Here is a 20,692-nt window from a genome sequence, read left to right as displayed (position 1 = left end):
AACCATTATGAGCCTGACGTTTGTCAGTGAGCAGTTACTCGCTACCAACAAGCTGAGTCATCAAGACCTGTACAGGGTACTGGGTCAACTGGCAGAACGCCGTATCGACTACGCCGATCTCTATTTCCAGTCCAGCTATCACGAAGCCTGGGTGATCGAGGACGGCATCATCAAGGATGGCTCTTACAATATCGACCAGGGCGTCGGCGTGCGCGCCGTCAGCGGTGAGAAGACCGGCTTCGCCTATGCCGATCAGATCACCCTGAATGCGCTGCAGCAGAGCGCCCAGGCGGCGCGCAGCATCGTGCGTGAGCAGGGCGACGGGCGGGCGCATACCCTGGGTGAGATCGGTTACCGGGCGCTGTATCCGCTGCTCGATCCGCTGCAAAGTCTGCCGCGCGAAGAGAAAATCGCCCTGCTGCACCGCGTCGACAAGGTGGCGCGCGCCGCCGATGCGCGAGTGCAGGAAGTGAACGCCAGCATTACCGGCGTTTACGAGCAGGTGTTGGTGGCCGCCACCGACGGCACGCTGGCGGCGGATGTTCGCCCGCTGGTGCGCCTCTCCGTCAGCGTGCTGGTGGAGCAGGACGGCAAGCGTGAGCGCGGCTCCAGCGGCGGCGGCGGTCGTTTCGGTTATGACTATTTCCTGGAAACCGTCGACGGCGACGTGCGCGCCGATGCCTACGCCAAAGAAGCGGTGCGCATGGCGCTGGTTAATCTTGGCGCGGTGGCGGCGCCGGCCGGCAATATGCCGGTAGTGTTGGGCGCCGGCTGGCCGGGCGTGCTGCTGCATGAGGCGGTGGGCCACGGCCTGGAAGGCGACTTCAACCGACGCGGCACCTCGGTGTTCAGCGGCCATATGGGCGAGCGGGTGGCGTCCGAACTGTGCACCGTGGTGGATGACGGCACTCTGCACGGGCGCCGCGGCTCGCTGGCGATCGACGACGAAGGCGTGCCGGGCCAGTACAACGTGCTGATTGAAAACGGCGTATTGAGAGGTTACATGCAGGACAAGCTCAACGCGCGGCTGATGGGCGTCGCCCCGACCGGCAACGGCCGCCGCGAGTCCTACGCGCATCTGCCGATGCCGCGCATGACCAACACCTACATGCTGGCGGGCCAATCGACGCCGGAAGAGATCATCGCCAGCGTCGAGTACGGTCTGTACGCGCCGAACTTTGGCGGCGGCCAGGTGGACATCACCTCCGGCAAGTTCGTGTTCTCCACCACCGAAACCTACCTGATCGAAAAGGGCCGTATCACCAAGCCGGTGAAAGGGGCGACGCTGATCGGCTCCGGCATTGAGGCGATGCAGCAGATCTCGATGGTCGGCAACGATCTGGCGCTCGATAAAGGCGTGGGCGTGTGCGGCAAGGAAGGCCAGAGCGTGCCGGTAGGCGTCGGCCAACCGACGCTGAAACTGGATACGTTGACCGTCGGCGGCACGGCGTAATCTTTCCTCAAGGGGCCGCGCGTTGGCCCCTCAACCATTCTCCATTTTGCGGCCTTTCTCGCATTCGTAACGCTAAGCGCGGCAGGACGCCGTAGCCTGCACGACATAATGGAATAAAATTGACGTGGCGAAAAAACAGATCACTACGAGAATGACGCGCCTGGCTTTATCCGCCCGGCATTGGCTGCTGGTGCTGGGGGTTCTCTCTCTGACGGGGTGCGCCCGTTCCGATGCGTTGTGGGGCGTGGTCGATAAGCTCTGCATGGCCAACTATCAGCAAAAGCGCGATCCGGCCCCGTGTGAGCAGATTTATATGCCGCAGGGGAAAGCGCAGGGCTTCAGCGTGCTGCAAAACCCGCGTTATCCCTATCACTTCATCCTGGTGCCGACGGCGCCGCTCTCCGGCATCGAAAGCCCGCAGCTGCTGGCCGGGGAACGGACGGACTATTTTGGCTATGCATGGCTGATGCGTTACCGGCTGGCCGCTGAGTATGGCGGGCCGGTGCCGGATGATATGTTGGGCATGGCGATCAACTCCGCTTATGGCCGCAGCCAGAACCAATTGCATATTCACCTGACCTGTCTGCGCGAAGATGTGCGGCGCCAATTGCAGGCGGAACGCCCCTACATACAGGAGCAATGGCGGCCTTTGCCGGATAAGTTGTTACGCCACACCTATTATGCTCGCCGCGTGATGCAGCCAGCCGTGATGGGCATCTACCCGATTAAGGATTTGGCGGATTATTTCCATCTGTCGCCGCCGCAGCTGGCGGAATATGGCGTGGTCGTCGTTCCGACGACGTTTGCCGGCCGGCAAGGGTTTATTTTGCTGGCCTCGAAGCGCGGCTGGGACGTCGGCAATCGCGCGTCGGTAGAATCGCTGCTGGATAAAGAGTGCGCGATTTTGCCGCGTTAATTGTGCTACATAAATGACGCAGGTGAGAGCGACGAGGCATCGCTCTCACCTTGTTGTCCCTACCTAAACCGCGCATCCCGCGTAAACAGGAAAGCGGCTTCCCGCAGGCGAGCGTCGGCTTCCGCCTGGGCCCCCTGATAGCGCAAGATCATGATCAGCGTAGCGTAGACGTTGGCGTCGATACGGCGCTGCAGATAGGCATTGGCCCACTGCCGATAGCCGGTCAACAGGGCATCATCACGTGTCTGGTTATAGACCAGCAGCGCGTGAGATTGCTCGTCGAACGTTTTGCGCTCCCGGTAGATCCAGGCGGCTGGCGGCGGCATCTGCTCGATGCTGTCGATGTTGGCCAGCATAGTGCGTTCCGACTGAGTGAGCGCCATGCGCCCTTGCCAGGCGAAGACCGCCATCGCCAGCACGCCGACCGCCGCCATCGCCACCGGCAGGCTCAGGGCTTTGGCGAACGGCAGCGGGCGGGGCTCGCCGGTTTGGCCGTCCAGCAACGCCAGCAGCAACAGAAACGCCAGCCAGTGCGGCGCAGACAGATAGAAAGGGTATTCCAGCTGGGTATGCACCAGCATTGGCAGCAGCACCAGGAACAGCCCGACGCGCGCGCCGTCCCGCTGCGCGCGATCCCGTTGCCAGGCGCATTTCAGCAGCAGCGCGCCGGCGGCGAGGACGATCATGATACCCGCCAGCGCCGGCAGACCACCCTCAACCCACCACAGCAGGATTTCATTGTGCGGATGCCCGGCGACTTCCAGCACTTCTCGCCAGGGCATTTCCTGCAGGCGGAAGTGCGCGAAGCCGTATTCAAAACCGCCGTAACCCCAGCCCAGCAGCGGCTTGGCCAGGATCATGGCGCCGACGTCGTGCAGCATGGTCAGACGCGCGCTGTTGGATAGCCCCCGACCGATCAGGCCGGTGTGACCCTCCAGACCGAAACCGGTGAACAGCACCGTGAGGCCGATCGCCATACCCAACAGCAGCGCGCCGCCGGCCCAGCGGCTTGCGGCCGGGCGCTGGCGGGCAAAACGCCACAGCAGCAATGCCGCCGCCAAGGCGCCGCCGAGCCAGGCGGCGCGCGACTGGATCAGCACCAGCAGGGCGGAGAAAACGGCCAACAGCGCGAGCAGCGGGATTTGCCGCCGCCGCATCGGCGCAGAGAGGGGAGCAAGCAGCAGCCAGAGCGCCAAAGCCAGCCCGGTGGCGATAAAGCTGCCCAGCACGTTCGGTTGCTGAAAGACGCCGTAGACCCGGCTTCCGTAAGGGGATACCCACGCCAGCGCGGGGGCGAACAGTTGCAGAGCCGCCAGCAGCGCCTGAACGCCAGCGGCGAACAGCAGACCGTACAGCAATAGGTTGCGCTGCCTGGGGGTTAGGCGCAGCTGCAGGCAGGCGACATAGAACAGCCAACCGCCGAGCAGGCCGGCGCAGCGCCACAGGGCGTCTTCGCGCCACTCGGGGCGGGTATACAGCAGCGGCAGCGCCAGCACGGCGATGCCGAGCAGCAATAGCCGGGCGGTGGGGGTAAGCGAAAGGCGGATGCGACCCAGGCAAACGGTAAACGTCACGATCAGCGTAGTGAGCGCCATGACGCCCCAGGCCTGAATGTTTTGCGGCAGCGCCAGACCGTCGCCGCCCATATTGGGATGATAGATCGGCAGGAGCGCCGCCATCCAGATCAGCAGCAGGGGCAGCACGGCGATGGTCGCTGCGTTAGCGGGAGATTTATCGGCCATGGTTAACCTGCCAAGGCCTGATAGCGTTTATTGAATGCATGTTTTGATTATTCCCTATCTTTTATCCTGATGTTGAAATGTGTGTAATGTTCAATTCGAAAATGTCTTACGGGAAATTTAAGTCGTCGTCATGGTGAAGCGATAAATAATGTTTGCCCTGAGAATGCGTGAGGCTGTGCGCCTAAAGAAAGGTTAAGCCGTATTTTTCACCCGCAAAAGGCATTTTTGTTTTTTCAAAAACAGACGCGCTATTTTCTCAAATCTATTGCGATTCAGTCAATTTTTAATCTAAATATTGTTTTTATTTATTAAAATCAGTTGGTTGGTCTTTGTGTTGGCGAGTGTGAATATCGTGAGACATCCCGGCAATGGCCTATGTCGGCAGGTAATGTGAAGAATAAAATAGGTATCTGCTTGTTTAATTTGTTTCGTCAGCGGCGGCGTGACGGAGGAGGTTTATTTCATCGTTTCCCATTGCTGATTTTTAAATTAAAAGTGATTTTCATGGTTTTATTTTTATTAAGATTCTTCTTGTCTCTATCTGTTTATTTGGGTTTTTATAAAATGATTTATTGTTAGGATTGTTCTGCTGAATTGGAAATAAAAGACGTTATGTCTTGAGCCTCCCCGTTGCCGCGGCAGAATACAGGCTAACGCGCCTGCCCAAGCGCGTTAGTCTTGTCTCCCGTCCGCTTACTCCACCTCACCGATCCGCTTTAGCGCATCCACCACCAGATCCCAGAATTTATCCTGATCCAGTTTGACCGCGACCTGGGTGTGGCAGTCCGGCGGCGGCGGCGCGCGGAAGTCCGTGACCGTCATGCCCAACGTCAGGGTGCCGGTCAGTTCGATATCCACCGGCGCTTTGCGCACCGTCATGACGCTCGGGTCGATCACGTAGGCCACCGCGCAAGGATCGTGTACCGGCGGGGCGCTGAAGCCTTGCGCCTGTTGGTACATACGGCCAAAGAATGCCAGCAGTTCGCCGACGAAGGCGGCCGGCCGGGTGCCGAGGGCGGCGATGCGTTCGCAGACTGCCGGCGTGGCCAGCGCCTGATGGGTGAGATCCAGCCCGACCATGGTGAGCGGCCATTTTTCGTTGAACACGATGTGCGCCGCCTCGGGATCGATTTTGATATTGAACTCCGCCACCGCGCTCCAGTTGCCCACATGATAGCCGCCGCCCATCAGCACCACTTCCTTGACCCGTTCGGCAATGCGCGGCTCTTTACGCACCGCCATGGCGATATTGGTCAGGCCGCCGGTCGGCACCAGCGTCACGCTGCCCGGCGGGTGGGCCATCACGGTCTCGATGATCAGGTCTACCGCATGGCGTGAGTCCAACTGCAGGTGGGGTGCCGGCAGCACCGGGCCATCGAGGCCTGAGTCGCCGTGAATGTCGGGCGCCACTTCGATATTGCGCACCAGCGGGCGCGGGCAGCCGGCGGCGAAGGGGACGCCGGTGATATTGGCGATGCGGGCCACCGCCAGGGCGTTGCGCGTCACTTTGTCCAGCGTCTGGTTACCCACCACGGTGGTGACCGCCAGCAGGTCGATCTGCGGATTGCCCCAGGCCAGCAACAGAGCGATGGCGTCGTCATGCCCCGGGTCACAGTCCAGTATGATTTTTTTCATGGTTATTCCTGATGCAGGGAGAGGTTTCCGCAGCATAACGCAGCGCGGCGGCGTGGGATAATGCCGATGGCGCTTTTGTTAACGGCATCAAAGCCTTGCCACTTTTACGATGTAATGAAACGTAAATCCTGCTCGCCGGGCTTTACCCTGGAGTTTACTCCAGGGTTTACAGTGAGGTTCAGCGTCAATGCACAGAGGAGAGGCGGGATGAGCTTACTGAAACGGTTGTTGGGGCAAGGCGGTATTAACGGCGGTCATCAGCGCGCGGGCCACGGCGGCGGGCATCATGGCAACCGCTATAATCAGCATGGCGAGCCGGGGCCGCTGTGCCCGGAATGCCGGGCTGTGAATAAATCGGGCGCGCGTTATTGCCACCGCTGCGGTCAGCCGTTTGCCGCGGTGAGCGCCACCTGCGGCCAGTGCGCCGCGCCGTTGCCGTCGGGCAGCCGCTTTTGTCCGCAGTGCGGCGGCGGTGTGCCGTGAACCGGGGCGGTTGGACACTCGCGCTGCTGCTGGGCGCCATGGCGCTATGGACGCTGCTGGCCTGGGGCGTAGCCGGGGTGCTGGCCTGGCTCCCGGCGTTGGCGGAGGCAGCCGGGAATGCATCGTTGCCGGTGAACGGTGCGCTGAGCCTGGTGCCGCAGGCGGTGCTGGACGCCTGGCTGCCGTGGCTGAAACAGCTGGGCAGCGGGCTGGCGAGCTATTTTCCTGCGCTGCTGACCTGGGCGGGCTACGCCATCTGGCTGCTGTGGGGCTTCGGCATGGTGGCGCTGACGCTGCTGGCCGCGCTGGCGCGACGCTATTTGAGCGCTGCTCAGCGATAGCCCTGATAGACCGCCGCTACGCGTTCGAAATAGTCGGTTAAATAATTGATGCACACCTGCACCTTCAGCGGCAGTTTGTCCTTCTCGGTATAGAGCGCGTAGATCGGCCGTGGATCCGAATGGTAGCTTTTGAACAGGATCTCGATCTCGCCGCGTTTGATCTCTTCGATCACCCACATCAGCGGGGCGTAGGCGATGCCGGCGCCGTTTTTCAGCCAACGGATCATGGTGGAGGAGTCGTTGGTGACGAAGCGCCCCTGCGGGGAAATGCGCGTGGTGATGCCTTCCGGCGACATCAGTTCGAATTCGCTGTCGGGCCGCACGCTGTACTCCAGCCAGGAGAAGTTGACCATGTCGCTCGGCTTCTGCGGCGTGCCGTGCTGGATCAGGTAGCTTTTGGCGGCGCACACCACCATCGGCATCTGCCCCAGGCGGCGAGAGAACAGGCTGGAGTCCTGCAGCGCTCCGGTGCGGATCACCAGATCCAGCCCGTCGGTGATCAGATCCGGCGCCGGAATGCCGGTTACCAGGTTGACCGTCAGGCCCGGGTACTCTTTCATCATCTCGGCGGTCATGTTCGCCAGCACGTTTTGCGCCATGGTGGATGAGCTGCCGATGCGCAGCGTGCCGGCGGGCGTATTGTTAAACGCATACAGCTGTTCATGCACTTCGCTGACTTCCTGCAGCATGCGTCGGCAGCCCTGATAGTAGATTTTGCCGGCCTCGGTCAGGCCGATGCTGCGCGTGCTGCGGTTCAACAGCTTGACCTGCAGCTCATTTTCCAGTTTCGAGACGGTTTGGCTGATCGATGAAACGCTCATGCCGAGTTGGCGCGCGGCCGCGGTAAACGACCCGAACTCAACCACTTTGGCGAATACCGACATCCGTTTTAATCTTTCCATTATTCACTCTGGCTTAAAAGTGATTTAGATCACAGATTGTTGATGCCTTGATAGTAAGCAGGCTAATATAACGTGGTCGGGTGAATAGACCTTACCAACGTGCGAGAGCGATCGGCGACGTAATCCTGCCGCTCCTCCGGCACCCTCGCAATCCCTGTCGTGGACGTCTGCCCCAAAGTTTAACCTTTTTTCGGGTTCGTGACCTGGACAAGCTGTCTGGTCAAGATTTGTGGCGCGCGCACGCTAAAATGTAAAGAGAATGTGAATGGCGAGATGTGTCTTTCCCCGGCGCAGTGAACAATAAGGAAAAAGTGATGAGTTTGCTTCCGGTTATGGTCATCTTCGGACTGTCGTTTCCGCCGGTGTTTTTCGAGCTGCTGGTGTCGCTGGCGCTGTTTTTTCTCTTGCGCCGCCTGCTGCAGCCGACGGGGATTTACGATTTTGTCTGGCATCCGGCGCTGTTTAACACTGCGCTGTATTGCTGCTTGTTTTATCTGATTTCATGTCTTTTTGTTTGAGGTCGCTGTGAAAAATTTTTCGATAAAAATAACCCGAATCGCGATCACTTTGATTCTTGTGCTGTTGGGCATCGCCGCGATATTCAAGGCCTGGGTGTTCTACACCGAGTCGCCGTGGACGCGTGATGCCAAGTTTACCGCCGATGTGGTGGCGATCGCGCCGGACGTCAGCGGCCTGCTGACCGACGTGCCGGTGGTGGATAACCAACTGGTGAAGAAAGGCCAGGTGCTGTTCGTGGTCGATCGGCCGCGTTATGAGCAGGCGTTGGCGGAAGCCGGCGCCGATGTCGCCTACTATCAAGCGTTGGCGGCGGAAAAACGGCGCGAGGCCGGCCGCCGCGTGAAGCTGGGCGTGCAGGCGATGTCGCAGGAAGAGATTGACCAGTCGAACAACTCGCTGCAGACCGTGCAGCACCAGCTGGCGAAGGCCGTGGCGGCGCGCGAGCTGGCGCAGCTGGATCTGGAACGCACCACGGTGCGGGCTCCGGCCGATGGCTGGATCACCAACCTCAATGTCCATGCCGGCGAATACATCACCCGCGGCTCGGTGGCGGTGGCGCTGGTGAAGAAAGATTCCTTCTACATCCTGGCGTACCTGGAAGAGACCAAGCTGAATGGCCTGAATAAGGGCGATCGCGCGGAGATCACTCCGCTCGGCAGCAACCGCATCATGCACGGCACCGTCGACAGCGTGGCGGCGGCGGTGAACAACAGCAGCAGCACGGTGAACAACAAAGGGTTGGCCTCGATCGACAGCAACCTGGAGTGGGTGCGCCTGGCGCAGCGCGTGCCGGTGAAGATTCTGCTGGACGCCAAGGACCAACAGCATCCGTACCCGGCCGGCACCACCGCCACCGTGGTGATCGTCGGCAAGAACGATCGCAATGCCGACAGCGGCTCGCCTTTTGTGCGCCTGATGCACCGGCTGCGTGAGTTCGGCTAATGAGCAGCCCAACCTTTATCCGGCTGAGATTCGCCTTCAAACTCAGCTTCGCGATTGTGTTTGCGCTGTTCGTCGGCTTCCATCTCAATCTGGAAACCCCGCGCTGGTCGGCGATGACCGCCGCCATCGTCGCCGCCGGCCCGGCCTTTGCCGCCGGCGGCGAACCCTTCTCCGGCGCCATCCGCCACCGCGGTTGGCTGCGTATCATCGGCACCTTTATCGGCTGCTTCGTCGGTCTGATCATTATCATCACCACCGCCCGCGCGCCGGTGGTGATGCTGCTGCTGTGCTGCATCTGGGCCGGTTTCTGCACCTGGCTTTCTTCGCTCATCAAGGTGGAGAACTCCTATGCCTGGGGGCTGGCCGGGTATACCGCGCTGATCATCATCGTGACGGTCGCCACCAGTGAGTCTCATCTGCTGGAAGCGCCGCAGTTCGCCATCGAGCGTTGCAGCGAGATCGTGCTGGGGATCGTCAGCGCCGTGTTGGCGGATCTGCTGTTCTCGCCGCGTTCGATCAAACAGGACATCGATCGGGCGGTGGATCAGCTGCTGGTGGCTCAATACCGCCTGATGCAGATGTGCATCAGCAACGCCGACAAAGAGGATATCGACCGCGCCTGGAGCAATCTGGTGAAGAGCACCACGGCGCTGGACGGCATGCGCAACAATCTGATGATGGAGTCCTCGCGCTGGCAGAAGGTCAACCGCCGGGTAAAAGCGCTGCATACGCTGTCGCTGACGCTGATCACCCAGGCCTGCGAAACCTATCTGATCTTGGTGAATCACCCGGAGGCACTGAAAGACAGCCTGTGGGAGCAGCTGATGGTCCCGGCGGAAACCCCACAGGAGATCCACAAGCGCATGAAGCTGTTGCGCCAGGTGCTGACCACGCATCGTTCCGAGGAAACGCTGCCGACCATCACCGGTTGGGTCGGCGCGGCGACGCGCTACCTGCTGCTGTCGAAAGGCGTGCACGCCAACTGCAGCATCAGCGCGGTGGAAGAGGGGGTGTTGAGCAACGAAACCGTGGTCAAGCCGACTTCGGCGGAAGGGCATCACGCGATGATCAACGGCCTGCGCACCTTTGTGGCGACGGCCTTCGGCAGCCTGCTGTGGCTGTGGACCGGCTGGACGTCCGGCAGCGGTTTTATGGTGATCATCGCGGTGATCACCTCGCTGGCGATGCGCACCCCGGCGCCGCGCATGGTGGCGATGGATTTCGTGCTGGGCATGCTGGCGGCGATCCCGGTCGGTTCCCTGTTCTTCATGGTGATCCTGCCGGCGACGCAGCAGAGCATTTTGCTGCTGTGTCTCAGCCTCGGCCTGCTGGCGTTTTTCATCGGCATCGAGGTGCAGAAGCGGCGGCTCGGTTCGCTGGGGCTGCTGGCCGGGACCATCAACATTCTGGTGCTGAGCAACCCGATGGAGTTCAACGTCACCCAGTTTCTCGACGGGGCGCTGGGCCAGTTCCTCGGCAGCTGCGTTGGGCTGATGGTACTGCTGCTGATCCGCGACAATTCGCGTGAACGCACCGGGCGCACGTTGCTCAACCAGTTCGTCAGCAGCGCGGTGTCGGCGCTGACCACCAAGGCGGCGCGTCGTCGGCAAAACCATCTGCCTGCGCTGTATCAGCAGCTTAACCAACTGCTGATGATGTTCCCGAACGACATCGCCAAGTATCGTCTGGCGTTGAACCTGATCATTGCCCACCAGCGCATGCAGCGGGCGGAGATTCCGGTCAGCGAAGAGCTGTCGGCCTTCCACCGCCAGATCCGCAGCACCGCCGATCGGGTGGTCTCCGCCAAGAACGACGTCAAGCGCGCCTATTACTACGATCGCTTGCTGGGTGAAATGAACGAGTACCAGCAGAAGCTGGTGGACAACCAGGCGCCGCTCAGCGTCACCGGGCCGGTGAAACGCCTGGCCGACATGCTGCATCGCTATCGTCACGCCTTGATCGATTGATGCGTTCCCTCCTGTTGCGCCGCGTTGTGCGGCGCCTTCCCTGACTATACTGAAAGCAGTGCCTGACATGGCGGGCCGTCTCATGTGAGGCGGCCTGTTTTCAGAGAGACTCCGAGTGCCAGAACGACTGGAAAGTGGCATCATTGTCATGAATGGATGAAACGCTCACCGCCGCGAAAACGTGACGTGCCGGTCATCTTAGTTTCATCCAGGTCGACTATATACCTAACTAGCCTGGGGGAGCTGCGGCGCCTTCGGCGGCATAATTTCAGGGAATGTCATGAACAAGCGGATTCTGTTGGCGATTGTCATCGCCGTGGTCATCGCCGTCTTCAGCGCGCTGCGCGGCAACGAGCACCGTGCGATCGGCGGCAATGCGACGGTGGTGCAAGCGCCGGCGGGGCAACAGCAGAGCATCGATCGGCTCACGCAGCAGCAAACGGTGGTGAGCTACCTGCAGCAGCATCAGCGGCTGCCGGGCTATTACGTCACCAAGAAGCAGGCGCGCGAGCAGGGCTGGGACCCGCGTTCAGGCAACCTTTGTGCGGTATTGCCGGGCAAGGCGATTGGCGGCGATCGATTCTCTAACCGTGAAGGACAACTGCCGAGCGCCGGCGGCCGGGTCTGGCGCGAAGCGGACATCAATTACCAGTGTGGCCGGCGCGGTGCCGATCGCCTGCTGTATTCGAGCGACGGTCTGATCTTCGTCACGCGCGACCATTACAAAAACTTCATTCGTGTGGAGTGAGTTTGATGGCAAAAGTAGAGTTTGATTTTGAACAGATCCAGGATGTGCCGACCTTCTACCGCGATTTTGCGCACAAGTTTGCGCTGGACGAGGGATTCGGCGCCAACCTCGACGCGCTGTGGGACGTAGTGACCGGCGATATCGGTCTGCCGGTGGAAATCGAGTTCACTCACCTGAATGCCCGCAGCAAGCGTCGTTTCGGCGCGATCATTCTGCTGTTTGAAGAGGCGGAAGAAGAGCTGGAAGGCAGCCTGCGCTTCAATATCCGCGAAAGCAGCGGCGAACCGGCGCATCACCGGGGATGAAACGGGTTCATCCCGGGATGGCGGCGCTTAGTCGGCCGCTTCGGCCAGCTCGCGCAGGTATTGGAAGATCTGGCGGTAAGCCTTAGGCGGCTTGTTGGCGGCCTTCTCTTTCTGCGCGTTGCGCACCAGTGAACGCAGCTGTTGGCGATCGGCGGCCGGATACAGATCCAGGATCGACGGAATGACGTCATCGCCTTCTTCGACCAGACGGTCGCGCAGCGCTTCCAGTTTATGGAACAGGGAAACCTGCTGGTTGTGGCGGTTTTTCAGCTTGTCGAGCGCGGTCTGGATCGGCTCGATATCGCGGGCGCGCAGCATTTTGCCGATCAGCTGCAGCTGACGGCGACGGCCCTCTTTCTTGATCTTCTGCGCCAGCTCGATGGCGGCGCGCAAATCTTCGTCCAACGGAATGCGGTCCAGCGCGTTTTTGCCCAGATCGACCATTTCGGCCCCCAGGTCTTTCAGCGCTTCGGCATCACGTTTAATTTCACTTTTACTGACCCAGATAATCTCGTCATCGTCCTCGTTTTCATTCTCCGGGACATCGTCGAGCCAGTCTTCAGGCTGTTTGTTCATGGTAGGCTCCGTTAAAAAGAGGCTAATCCTAACAGGTTGCCGGCTTTATGCGAAATTCAACGCGGTTCCTGTTAGACTCAACGGCAGAGATCTCAGGATTTTTGCGCGCCGCCCCGCGTGCACAACTACGCCGCTCCGGCACTTTTCTCAACGATTTTCTGATTAATTATGGCAGATTGATGAAAGTAGTCACTCAAGTTGCAGAACAGCGCAAGGCGCTGGAACAGGCCGTTTCTCAGGCGCTGGAGCTGGCCCGCGCCGGTTCCGACGCGGCGGAAGTCGCGGTCACCAAATCGACCGGCATCAGCGTCAGCACCCGCTTCGGCGAAGTGGAAAACGTCGAGTTCAACAGCGATGGCGCGCTGGGCATCACCGTGTATCACCGTCAGCGTAAAGGCAGCGCCTCTTCCACCGATCTCAGCCCGGATGCCATCGCCCGCACCGTACAGGCGGCGCTGGACATCGCGCGTTACACCTCTGAAGATCCCTGCGCCGGCCCGGCGGAGAAAGATCTGCTGGCGTTCGAGGCGCCGGATCTCGATCTGTTCCACCCGACCGAGCTGGACGCCGAGCGCGGCATCGAGCTGGCGGCGCGCGCCGAGCAGGCTTCGCTGGCGGCGGACAAACGCATTACCAACACCGAAGGCGGCAGTTTCAACAGCCACTACGGCATCAAGGTGTTCGGCAACAGCCACGGCATGCTGCAAAGCTACTGTTCCAGCCGTCATTCGCTGTCCAGCTGCGTCATTGCGGAGCAGGACGGCGACATGGAGCGGGATTACGCTTACACCATCGGCCGTGCGATGGGCGATCTGCACAGCCCCGAGTGGGTGGGGCAGGAGTGCGCCCGCCGCACGTTGGCGCGTCTCGCGCCGCGCAAATTGTCGACCATGAAGGCGCCGGTGCTGTTCGCCTCCGAGGTGGCCACCGGATTGTTCGGCCATCTGGTGGGCGCCATCAGCGGCAGCAGCGTTTATCGCAAATCTACCTTCCTGTTGGACTCGCTCGGCAAGCAGATCCTGCCGGAGTGGCTGACCGTCGAGGAGCATCCGCACCTGCTGAAAGGGCTGGCGTCGACGCCGTTCGACAGTGAGGGCGTGCGCACCCAGAGGCGCGATATCGTCAAGGACGGCGTGCTGCAAACCTGGCTGATGACCAGCTACTCGGCGCGCAAGCTGGGCCTGCACAGCACCGGCCATGCCGGCGGTATCCATAACTGGCGCATTGCCGGGCAGGGCGCGGACTTCGCCGGCATGCTGAAGCAGCTCGGCACCGGCCTGGTGGTCACCGAGTTGATGGGCCAGGGCGTCAGCGGCGTCACCGGCGATTACTCGCGCGGCGCCGCCGGTTTCTGGGTGGAAAACGGTGAGATCCAATATCCGGTCAGCGAGATCACCATCGCCGGCAACCTGAAAGACATGCTGCGCAACATCGTCAGCGTCGGCAGCGATATCGAAACCCGCAGCAATATCCAGTGCGGTTCGGTGCTGCTGCCGGAAATGAAGATCGCCGGCCAGTGATCCGCTGCGCGGCCGGCGCCCGCCGGCTGCGCGTTATCCCGTCTTAACCTTGCTTACAAATCTCCGGTTTCGATTTTTCCCGGCCTTGCCTATGGTAACGGTGGGTTAATTAAAACAATAACTGGAAGGTGAGCAAACATGCAGAATACCCTGAAAGCGCTGGCGGCGTTGACGCTGCTGGCAGCCAGTTCGCTGGCGGTCGCCGCCGATCTTGGCGACGATATGGACACCCTGGCGGAAAACTACAAAACGGTGCTGAATACCGACTCCGCCGCTACCCTCACACAGAGCCTGCAGAACATGCGCGCCGCCGCGCAGGATGCCAAACAGGGCACCCCGCCGAAGCTGGAAGACAAAGCCGCCGACAGCCCGGAGATGAAAGATTTCCGCAGCGGGTTGGATACCCTGATCGGCCAAATCGATCAGGCGCTGGCGCTGGCCAATCAGGGCAAAGTCGCCGAAGCGAAGCAGCTGGCGCAGGGCTTCAAGCAAACCCGCGACGCCAACCACAAGAAATTCCGCTAATCCGTCAACCGTCGCGCCCGTCTTCCGTCAGATAGGAGGAGGGCGCCTGCCCCAGCACGCGGCGGAACATGGTTGAGAACGCCGCGCTGCTGTCATACCCCATTTCCATCGCCACCTGTGTCACGCTGCGTCCTTCGGCCAGCAGCGCCAACGCCAGCACCACGCAGGCGCGCTGACGCCATTGCGAAAACGGCAGGCCGGTCTGCGCGCGAAAGAAGCGGCTGAAGGTGCGAATGCTCATGTACAGACGAGGCGCCCACCGCTGCGCGGAGTCGTGGGCGTCGGGGTGCTGCAAAAAGGCGCGGCACAGCTCACCCAGCCGAGGATCGGCGGGCAGCGGGATGTGCAACGGCAAGGGCTGCAGCCTGGCCAGCTCGTGCAGCAGCAGCGCCGCCAGCGCTCCGTCGCGGCCCTGTTGTTCATACTCCAGCGGCATATCCACCGCCGCCATCAACAGCTGGCGCATCAGCGGAGTGACGCTGACCACCTGACATACCTGCGGCCGTTCGGCGGGCAACGCGCTGGGTTCAAGGTACAGGCTGCGGGTGGTGACGCCGACCATCCGCACCGCGTGCGGCATCTGCGGCGGCAGCCACACCGCGTGCTGCGGCGGAACGACCCAATTGCCTTGCTGCGTGAAAACGTGCATGACGCCGGTAGCGCCGTACAGCAACTGCGCGCGCCGGTGGCTGTGCATTGGCAGCAGATGCCCCGGCGGATAATCGGTGCCGATGGCGATCACCGCGCGGGTTACGTGGTCGATGTCATCAATGCGGACGTTGCGCATGTGTTCCCTTTGGCGGGCAGATTGGCCGAAACGCAATGATAGTTGGCCCTTCATATAAAGCAAGCCAGCGACGGTCGCCCTACTATCGGAGCAGAAAAATAACGCTTGTTCGGGGCGCCGTTATTTTATCGGCCATGAAGCCCGTGCAAGTCTTCACACCAGGGTGGGACGAAGGTTCTCGTTCTCGCAATACAAGAAGTTAATAAGGAATAAAGCGTCATTTTATTCCAACACCTGAAGCAATAGTTCTTAGCGCAGTTCAATGACTATAAGGTGATATTTCATGTATAAGTTCGGTGTGATTGGCGGCGGGGCCGCCGGCATCTCTTTTGCGTATAACTTTATAAAAAATAAGTCGGTTAATCATTGCAAAAGGCCGCTTTCCCTGACGGTTTTCGACAAGCAGGGATTTAAAGGCGGCATGGCATACAGCAGCGATTTTGACAGCCATATATTAAATATGACGCCGGAAAATATGTCGGCGGATATTTTCGACGATGCGCACTTCGTTGATTGGATCGCCATGCATTTCCCGCAGTTTTGCCAGGATCGTTATCCGCCGCGCTGGCTGTATCGGGAATATCTCGATTTTATTCGCGACATGACAATATATATGGCGGCGGACAGTAACGTCGCGCTGAATTTCGTCACTGCCGAAGTGAATGCCATCGCGCCGCACGAAGCCGGCTATCGGCTGACCACCGCCTGCGGCGGCGCCGAGCAGATGAACGCGCTGGTGCTGTGTTCGGGGCACAACCCGCCGGAGTGCCTTTACCCGGTGGATGGGGTGATCGCTTATCAGGCCCATCAGGACTTGCCGCCGATCAACCCTTATTCGAGCATCGGCGTGATCGGCTGCAGCCTGACGGCGATTGACGCCATCGTTGAACTGATGGAGCGCCTGGGAGCGACCGACATCTGCGCCCTGTCGCGCTCGGGCCTGTTCCCCAGCGTGCAGCCGGCGCTGATGCGTCCGCCGCCGGAGGCGTTTGTTGAGGCGCTGCGGCGCTTTGTCGCCGGCCGCGATTTTATTGACGCGCATCAGCTGGTGCATGCGATCAACGCCGCGCTGGCGCGCCACTATCCGGGGCCGGAGCGGCTGACGGTGCTCTCGGCGCTGGGGGAAAGGCGCGATTGCTACCGCGATCTGGCGGACAGCCTCGATCGCGCGCGTTTTGCCCGGGAGCATATCTGCAGCTATCTGGCGGCGATCCACCCGGCAGTGTGCGCCGCCTGGGTCAAGATGGATGCCAACAACCGGCAGGTCTTCATGCGCTTTTACAACTCCTCCTGGATGCGCAATCGGCACGCCATGCCGATCAAGAATGCCAACAAGATCGTGGCGGCGCTGGAGAGCCAACGCCTGCGCGCCTGCGGCGGCCTGGTGGATATCAGCAAGGCAACGGACGGGTTTATCCTTCGTTGCCATGAGACGCGGGTGCGCGCGCAGTATCTGTTCAACTGCACCACGCCTTCCTATCAACTGCCGCCCAACCGCCTGAGCCAGCAGCTGCTGCAAGACGGGCTGGTGCAAGAGAACCTGTTCGGCGGCGTGAAGTGCAACCCGCATACGCTGAAAATCGCCGACCGACGCGGCCGTGAGCAGCATCTTTACTCGCTCGGCGCGCCCGCAAAGGGCGATCTTTTTTACACCTCGGCGATGGAATCCATCACGCGGGATATCAGCAAAATCGTGTTCAACAACCCTATTTTCAACGCAAAGAAGGCTGAAGTATGAAGAACGTAGCGCTCTTTGTCGGCAACGACATTTTCTCCTGGCTGGTGTGTCAGGATCTGATCGCCGCCCTGAAAGGCGAGTGTGCTTTTACGGTGTATTTCCCCCTGGCGAAAAGCGGCGGCCGCACCCAGGAGCCGGCGGTTCGCCGCCTGGGGCTGTATGAGCGCGAGGTGCTGAACGATTTTGTGTTCCCGTTCGTTGGCCGCAACGCCGCCGCCTGTGAGGGGGCCTATCAACCGCCGGCCCTGTTCCTGGCCGCCGCCGGGGTCAAGGCGCATCGCGTTCTCGACATCAATGACGCCACGTTTATCAGCAGCCTGGAGCATATGGACGCGGTGATCTCCCTGCGCTGCTATCAGAAATTCTCCGCCGACTATGTGCGCGCCTTCAGCCGACGCGGCAAGCTGCTGTGGAACCTGCACCCCGGCGACTTGCCGCGTTATCGCGGGGTGATGACGCTATTCCGCGCGATGATGAACGGTGACAAGGGCTGTGCGGTGACGCTGCATGAAATGGATGAACACTGGGACGCCGGCCCGGTGCTCGCCCGTCTGCCCGCCGAGCTGCGTCACGATCTGTCGTTCCTGGAAAACATGATGTTGCTGGGCGTGCAAAGCGGCACCTTCCTGGCGCGCCAGCTCATGCGGGCGGAACGGAGCGAAGCGATAGCGGCGGAAAAGCAGGGTGATTCGCGCTATTGGGGCTTCCCGGACGCACAGACGCTGGCGCGGGCGGAACAGGCGGGCATTGAGCTGGTGGATCACGACGCCGTGCGCGAGCAGTATTTGGGGCTGTTCGTCGGCGAGCGCTTCCACCCGCTGGCGGGGCAGTTCTGCGCCGGGTTCGACGACTTCGTGCGGGCGCACGGCCATGATTGAAACGTTGATTGTACTGGGCGCCGGTTTTCTGACCGGCATCACCACCATTCTGTTTGGCTTCGGCGGCGGCTTTGTGGTGGTGCCTTTCGTCTATCACCTGATCTCCGCCTCGGGCGAGCAGCCCGGCCAGGCGATGCATATTGCTGTAGCGACCTCGACAGCGGTGATGATCCTCAACGCGAGTTACGCCACCCTGACCAACTGGCGCAGCGGCAACCTGCTGCGAGAAACCATCGTGCCGCTGATCTTTTTCATCGGCATCGGCGCGGCGCTGGGCGCGTTCGCTTCCTCGCTGCTGGCGGACGGCGTGATCCGCGGGCTGTTTGTGGTCTATATGGCGGTGACCATCGCCGACTGTCTGTTCCGCCGGGGCTTCCTGATCAAACCGGCGCGCGCCGAACTGTCTCCCGCCACGTTGTGGGGCGGCGGGCCGCTGATCGGCGGCATCGCCACCCTGCTGGGGGTGGGCGGCAGCGTGATGACCGTGCCGCTGCTGCGCCGCCATGGTTACGACATGAAATATTGCGTCAGCGCCGCCAACCCGCTGTCGATCCCGGTGGCGGTGATCGGAGCGCTGATGTATATCGTGTTGGGATGGCGTGAGATGAGCGGGCCGCAGTATCTGGGTTACGTCAATCTGAACATTCTGGGGCTGCTGGTGGTGGCGGGGATTGCGGGGATCGTGTTTGCCAGGCGCTGTTTGCCGAAGGTGAGCGATGCGCTGCATGCCAAAATCTACGTGCTGCTGCTGATCGCCGTGCTGATCGCTATCTGCATCTGAGACAGAAAGGGCGGCCGGATGCCGCCCTGAAAACCGCTTAACGGTGGTATTCGCCCGCCGCTTCCGGCTGGTACAGCAATTCCAGCACTTCAATCCGCGCTTCTTCACCGTTCGGCAATTGCCAGGAGATCTGCTTGCCGACGTGCATGCCGAGCAGCGCTGCGCCCAGCGGCGCCATCACCGACAGCTGATCGTGGCTGTCTTTCAGCGAGGCTGGGTAGACCAGCGTGCGCACATGCTCTTCATCGGTGTGCAGATCGCGAAAACGCACGCGGCTGTTCATGGTCACCACGTTGGCCGGCATTTTCTCCGGCGGCAGGATTTCCGCGCGATCCAACTCGTCGTTCAGCGCGGCGGCGACGTCGGTGTTGGCAAAGGCCGGTTGTTCCAATAGCGCATCCAGGCGTTCCGCATCCAGCTCATTAATAGTAATGATGGGTTTGGTCATTCCACTCTCCAGTCAAATCAAAGGGCGCCAGTCTGTGCGCCCATAAATTCGGAAAAACAACACAAAGCAACACCCCCGCGCCAGAGGAGCGGGGGTGTGGGTAATGTCGATTTGTCCCATTGATAGTAGGCGGTTGGGGCGAGAAAAGAAAGAGATCCCGATCACGAAGGCTTTTATCGTCAATCGAGGCAAAAAAAACCGTTAGCCGGGTTATGTAATTGTTATCTCATTTACTTTTTCGCCATAACGCCGTTTTGCGAAATGGATCCCCGCGCGTCATTCGATTTCCACTTCGAACTGGAAAAAACCGGTCTACACAGAAAATCTTGCCGGGGGTAGGGTAAAGACATCACAGAAAGCGGGTTATTCAGGTGATGCGCTTTACGGCTTACTGATTAATGTGGGATCTAGGGGTACTGAAAAGTGAATGATGGATCTGCTTCGATAAAAGAAATTGAACAATCCGATGTCAGCGAAGCCGGTGAGATCACCGCTCGGGTGCTGGCGGATATTACCGCGATGCTGAATGCTGAGAATATTTATACCAATGCGGTGCAGCAACAGATGCTGGAATCGCATATTCGCGCCATGGTGCTGCGTTCAATAACCGGTGAGCCGTTGCCGGAGGTGGATAAATCGCTTTTCGACGAAATTTCCGCCGAGTCCATGCAAATGGCGGAACGCGTGGTGAATCAGTTTGGCACATTGCCTATCGAAGAAGCCTATTTGCTGTCCGTGCACTTCGAAGTGGCGAAAGATAATAACGCATAGCGGTTAACGCATCGATTTCAATCAGGAGAATATACCATGGGTCAAATTACCGTAGTGATCGGCGATCGTTTGGGCAAAGGGCAAAAAGTCGGCCAGGGCGTTGAAAACGCAGGCGGAAAAGCGGTGGTCATCCCCGGCGTGGCGGCCGACATGAAGCTGGGCGACGTCATGAAAGCGGAAAACGCGCAGCTGGGCATCTCTTTTTGCGGCAGCGGCGGCGCAGGCGCGATTACCGCGCAAACCAAATACGGCTACAAGGCCAAATACGGCATGCGTTCGGTGGAAGAGGGCGTGACGGCAATTAACGAAGGCTGCAACGTGCTGGGTTTCGGCTTTATGGATAAAGAAGAGCTGGGCCAGAAACTGGTGGAAGCCTACGTCAAAAAACATGGCAACCCATAATGAAAGAGCAATATACCACATCGGTAAAGGTGGAGGGTAAAGGCGACAGCAAAGCGAAAGCTTTTGCTTCCGCCTTGGCTAATGTGCAGGGCGCGGTATTAAAGTCCACCAACAATATTCTGCTGCGCATCGAGCCGCAGGACGTCAGCGTAGTGAAGGCGGAAGAGAAAATAACTAAAGAGAAATTTCTTTTCTTCTTTTTGCCGCGCGAAAGAAAGAGCTATGCCGTTTCTCTGGAAATAACCGTGAACGTAACCATTATCAATACCGAGAAGGTTGTCTTCGTCACGAAATAAAAACGTTAGCATAAATG

General features: G+C 60.1%; 23 protein-coding genes. 17 read left to right on the top strand and 6 right to left on the bottom strand.

The features are described 5' to 3' along the window. Positions 1-7: 7 nt before the first annotated feature. Both tldD and J0F90_RS21840 read left to right on the top strand, forming a co-directional pair. On the top strand, positions 8-1,453 hold the full coding sequence (gene tldD / locus J0F90_RS21845; protein WP_033639290.1) for a metalloprotease TldD: 1,446 nt from the start codon (positions 8-10) through the stop codon (positions 1,451-1,453). Positions 1,454-1,604: 151 nt separating this feature from the next. After that, a complete protein-coding gene (locus J0F90_RS21840; protein WP_033639291.1) occupies positions 1,605-2,369 on the top strand; it encodes a CDP-diacylglycerol diphosphatase in 765 nt (254 codons plus the stop codon). A gap of 59 nt (positions 2,370-2,428) precedes the next feature. Here J0F90_RS21840 and J0F90_RS21835 read toward each other — a convergent pair whose 3' ends face one another. Then, positions 2,429-4,111 carry a PglL family O-oligosaccharyltransferase gene (locus J0F90_RS21835; protein ID WP_033639292.1) on the bottom strand — a complete coding sequence of 561 codons (1,683 nt, stop codon included), beginning with the start codon at positions 4,109-4,111 and terminating at the stop codon, positions 2,429-2,431. 693 nt (positions 4,112-4,804) lie between these two features. After that, positions 4,805-5,746 (bottom strand): uridine-preferring nucleoside hydrolase UriH, encoded by a 942-nt coding sequence (uriH, locus tag J0F90_RS21830; RefSeq protein WP_016930231.1) that lies wholly within the window; start codon positions 5,744-5,746, stop codon positions 4,805-4,807. Between the two features lie 207 nt (positions 5,747-5,953). Here uriH and J0F90_RS21825 point away from each other — a divergent pair, with 207 nt between their 5' ends. Together J0F90_RS21825 and J0F90_RS21820 are read left to right on the top strand one after the other, a co-directional pair. Beyond that, positions 5,954-6,229, top strand: coding sequence for a zinc ribbon domain-containing protein (locus J0F90_RS21825; protein ID WP_016930230.1), 276 nt, complete (start codon positions 5,954-5,956; stop codon positions 6,227-6,229). Further along, positions 6,226-6,570, top strand: coding sequence for a hypothetical protein (locus J0F90_RS21820; RefSeq protein ID WP_033639293.1), 345 nt, complete (start codon positions 6,226-6,228; stop codon positions 6,568-6,570). Before J0F90_RS21825 ends, J0F90_RS21820 begins: the two co-directional genes overlap by 4 nt. On the opposite strand, the gene aaeR is transcribed toward J0F90_RS21820, so the two are convergent. Further along, positions 6,561-7,472, bottom strand: a complete 912-nt coding sequence (aaeR, locus tag J0F90_RS21815) for an HTH-type transcriptional activator AaeR (protein WP_033639294.1) — start codon at positions 7,470-7,472, stop codon at positions 6,561-6,563. The genes J0F90_RS21820 and aaeR overlap by 10 nt on opposite strands. 314 nt (positions 7,473-7,786) lie before the next feature. Here aaeR and aaeX point away from each other — a divergent pair, with 314 nt between their 5' ends. The 5 genes from aaeX (at position 7,787) to J0F90_RS21790 (ending at position 11,953) form a co-directional block, all read left to right on the top strand. Then, a complete protein-coding gene (gene aaeX / locus J0F90_RS21810) occupies positions 7,787-7,990 on the top strand; it encodes a p-hydroxybenzoic acid efflux pump operon protein AaeX (protein WP_004936952.1) in 204 nt (67 codons plus the stop codon). 7 nt (positions 7,991-7,997) lie between these two features. After that, the gene (gene aaeA / locus J0F90_RS21805) at positions 7,998-8,933 is read left to right on the top strand and encodes a p-hydroxybenzoic acid efflux pump subunit AaeA (RefSeq protein WP_028127537.1); all 936 of its coding nucleotides are present in this window, start codon (positions 7,998-8,000) and stop codon (positions 8,931-8,933) included. Then, a complete protein-coding gene (gene aaeB, locus J0F90_RS21800) occupies positions 8,933-10,900 on the top strand; it encodes a p-hydroxybenzoic acid efflux pump subunit AaeB (protein WP_033639295.1) in 1,968 nt (655 codons plus the stop codon). The genes aaeA and aaeB overlap by 1 nt, the downstream gene beginning before the upstream one ends. Before the next feature lie 280 nt (positions 10,901-11,180). Further along, the gene (locus J0F90_RS21795; RefSeq protein ID WP_004936959.1) at positions 11,181-11,648 is read left to right on the top strand and encodes a ribonuclease; all 468 of its coding nucleotides are present in this window, start codon (positions 11,181-11,183) and stop codon (positions 11,646-11,648) included. Positions 11,649-11,653: 5 nt separating this feature from the next. Beyond that, entirely contained in the window at positions 11,654-11,953 is a 300-nt protein-coding gene (locus tag J0F90_RS21790) for a barstar family protein (RefSeq protein WP_004936963.1), read from the top strand. 27 nt (positions 11,954-11,980) lie between these two features. Here J0F90_RS21790 and yjgA read toward each other — a convergent pair whose 3' ends face one another. Then, on the bottom strand, positions 11,981-12,529 hold the full coding sequence (gene yjgA / locus J0F90_RS21785; RefSeq protein ID WP_004936968.1) for a ribosome biogenesis factor YjgA: 549 nt from the start codon (positions 12,527-12,529) through the stop codon (positions 11,981-11,983). Positions 12,530-12,708: 179 nt separating this feature from the next. On the opposite strand from yjgA, the gene pmbA reads away from it, so the two are divergent. Further along, on the top strand, positions 12,709-14,049 hold the full coding sequence (gene pmbA, locus J0F90_RS21780; protein ID WP_033639296.1) for a metalloprotease PmbA: 1,341 nt from the start codon (positions 12,709-12,711) through the stop codon (positions 14,047-14,049). A gap of 138 nt (positions 14,050-14,187) precedes the next feature. Beyond that, positions 14,188-14,574 (top strand): cytochrome b562, encoded by a 387-nt coding sequence (gene cybC / locus J0F90_RS21775; protein WP_016930224.1) that lies wholly within the window; start codon positions 14,188-14,190, stop codon positions 14,572-14,574. Positions 14,575-14,578: 4 nt separating this feature from the next. Here cybC and J0F90_RS21770 read toward each other — a convergent pair whose 3' ends face one another. Further along, positions 14,579-15,361 (bottom strand): AraC family transcriptional regulator, encoded by a 783-nt coding sequence (locus J0F90_RS21770; RefSeq protein ID WP_033639297.1) that lies wholly within the window; start codon positions 15,359-15,361, stop codon positions 14,579-14,581. A gap of 283 nt (positions 15,362-15,644) precedes the next feature. On the opposite strand from J0F90_RS21770, the gene J0F90_RS21765 reads away from it, so the two are divergent. Genes J0F90_RS21765 through J0F90_RS21755 form a run of 3 tightly spaced genes read left to right on the top strand, consistent with a single transcriptional unit; the run spans position 15,645 to position 18,758 of the window. Next, the gene (locus J0F90_RS21765) at positions 15,645-17,099 is read left to right on the top strand and encodes an FAD/NAD(P)-binding protein (RefSeq protein ID WP_033639298.1); all 1,455 of its coding nucleotides are present in this window, start codon (positions 15,645-15,647) and stop codon (positions 17,097-17,099) included. Then, positions 17,096-17,977, top strand: a complete 882-nt coding sequence (locus tag J0F90_RS21760; protein WP_033639299.1) for a formyltransferase family protein — start codon at positions 17,096-17,098, stop codon at positions 17,975-17,977. The genes J0F90_RS21765 and J0F90_RS21760 overlap by 4 nt, the downstream gene beginning before the upstream one ends. Continuing rightward, entirely contained in the window at positions 17,970-18,758 is a 789-nt protein-coding gene (locus J0F90_RS21755; RefSeq protein WP_016930220.1) for a sulfite exporter TauE/SafE family protein, read from the top strand. Before J0F90_RS21760 ends, J0F90_RS21755 begins: the two co-directional genes overlap by 8 nt. Before the next feature lie 37 nt (positions 18,759-18,795). Here the strand turns inward: J0F90_RS21755 and rnk are convergent, their stop codons facing one another. Next, positions 18,796-19,206: a nucleoside diphosphate kinase regulator gene (gene rnk, locus J0F90_RS21750; RefSeq protein WP_004936993.1), complete on the bottom strand. Its 411-nt coding sequence runs from the start codon at positions 19,204-19,206 to the stop codon at positions 18,796-18,798. Between the two features lie 444 nt (positions 19,207-19,650). Between rnk and J0F90_RS21745 the strand changes: the two genes are divergently transcribed. From J0F90_RS21745 to J0F90_RS21735, 3 genes are read left to right on the top strand one after another with little or no spacing between them, the layout of a single operon-like run. Continuing rightward, on the top strand, positions 19,651-19,977 hold the full coding sequence (locus J0F90_RS21745; protein WP_086013604.1) for a glycine dehydrogenase: 327 nt from the start codon (positions 19,651-19,653) through the stop codon (positions 19,975-19,977). A 36-nt stretch (positions 19,978-20,013) separates the two neighbouring features. Beyond that, on the top strand, positions 20,014-20,379 hold the full coding sequence (locus J0F90_RS21740; RefSeq protein WP_004937000.1) for a glycine-rich SFCGS family protein: 366 nt from the start codon (positions 20,014-20,016) through the stop codon (positions 20,377-20,379). Further along, positions 20,379-20,675 carry a DUF4312 family protein gene (locus tag J0F90_RS21735; protein WP_004937003.1) on the top strand — a complete coding sequence of 99 codons (297 nt, stop codon included), beginning with the start codon at positions 20,379-20,381 and terminating at the stop codon, positions 20,673-20,675. Before J0F90_RS21740 ends, J0F90_RS21735 begins: the two co-directional genes overlap by 1 nt. Positions 20,676-20,692 lie beyond the last annotated feature (17 nt).

This window comes from Serratia marcescens subsp. marcescens ATCC 13880 (assembly GCF_017299535.1).
Lineage (GTDB): Bacteria > Pseudomonadota > Gammaproteobacteria > Enterobacterales > Enterobacteriaceae > Serratia > Serratia marcescens.
This window is presented reverse-complemented; position numbering and strand designations above follow the sequence as displayed.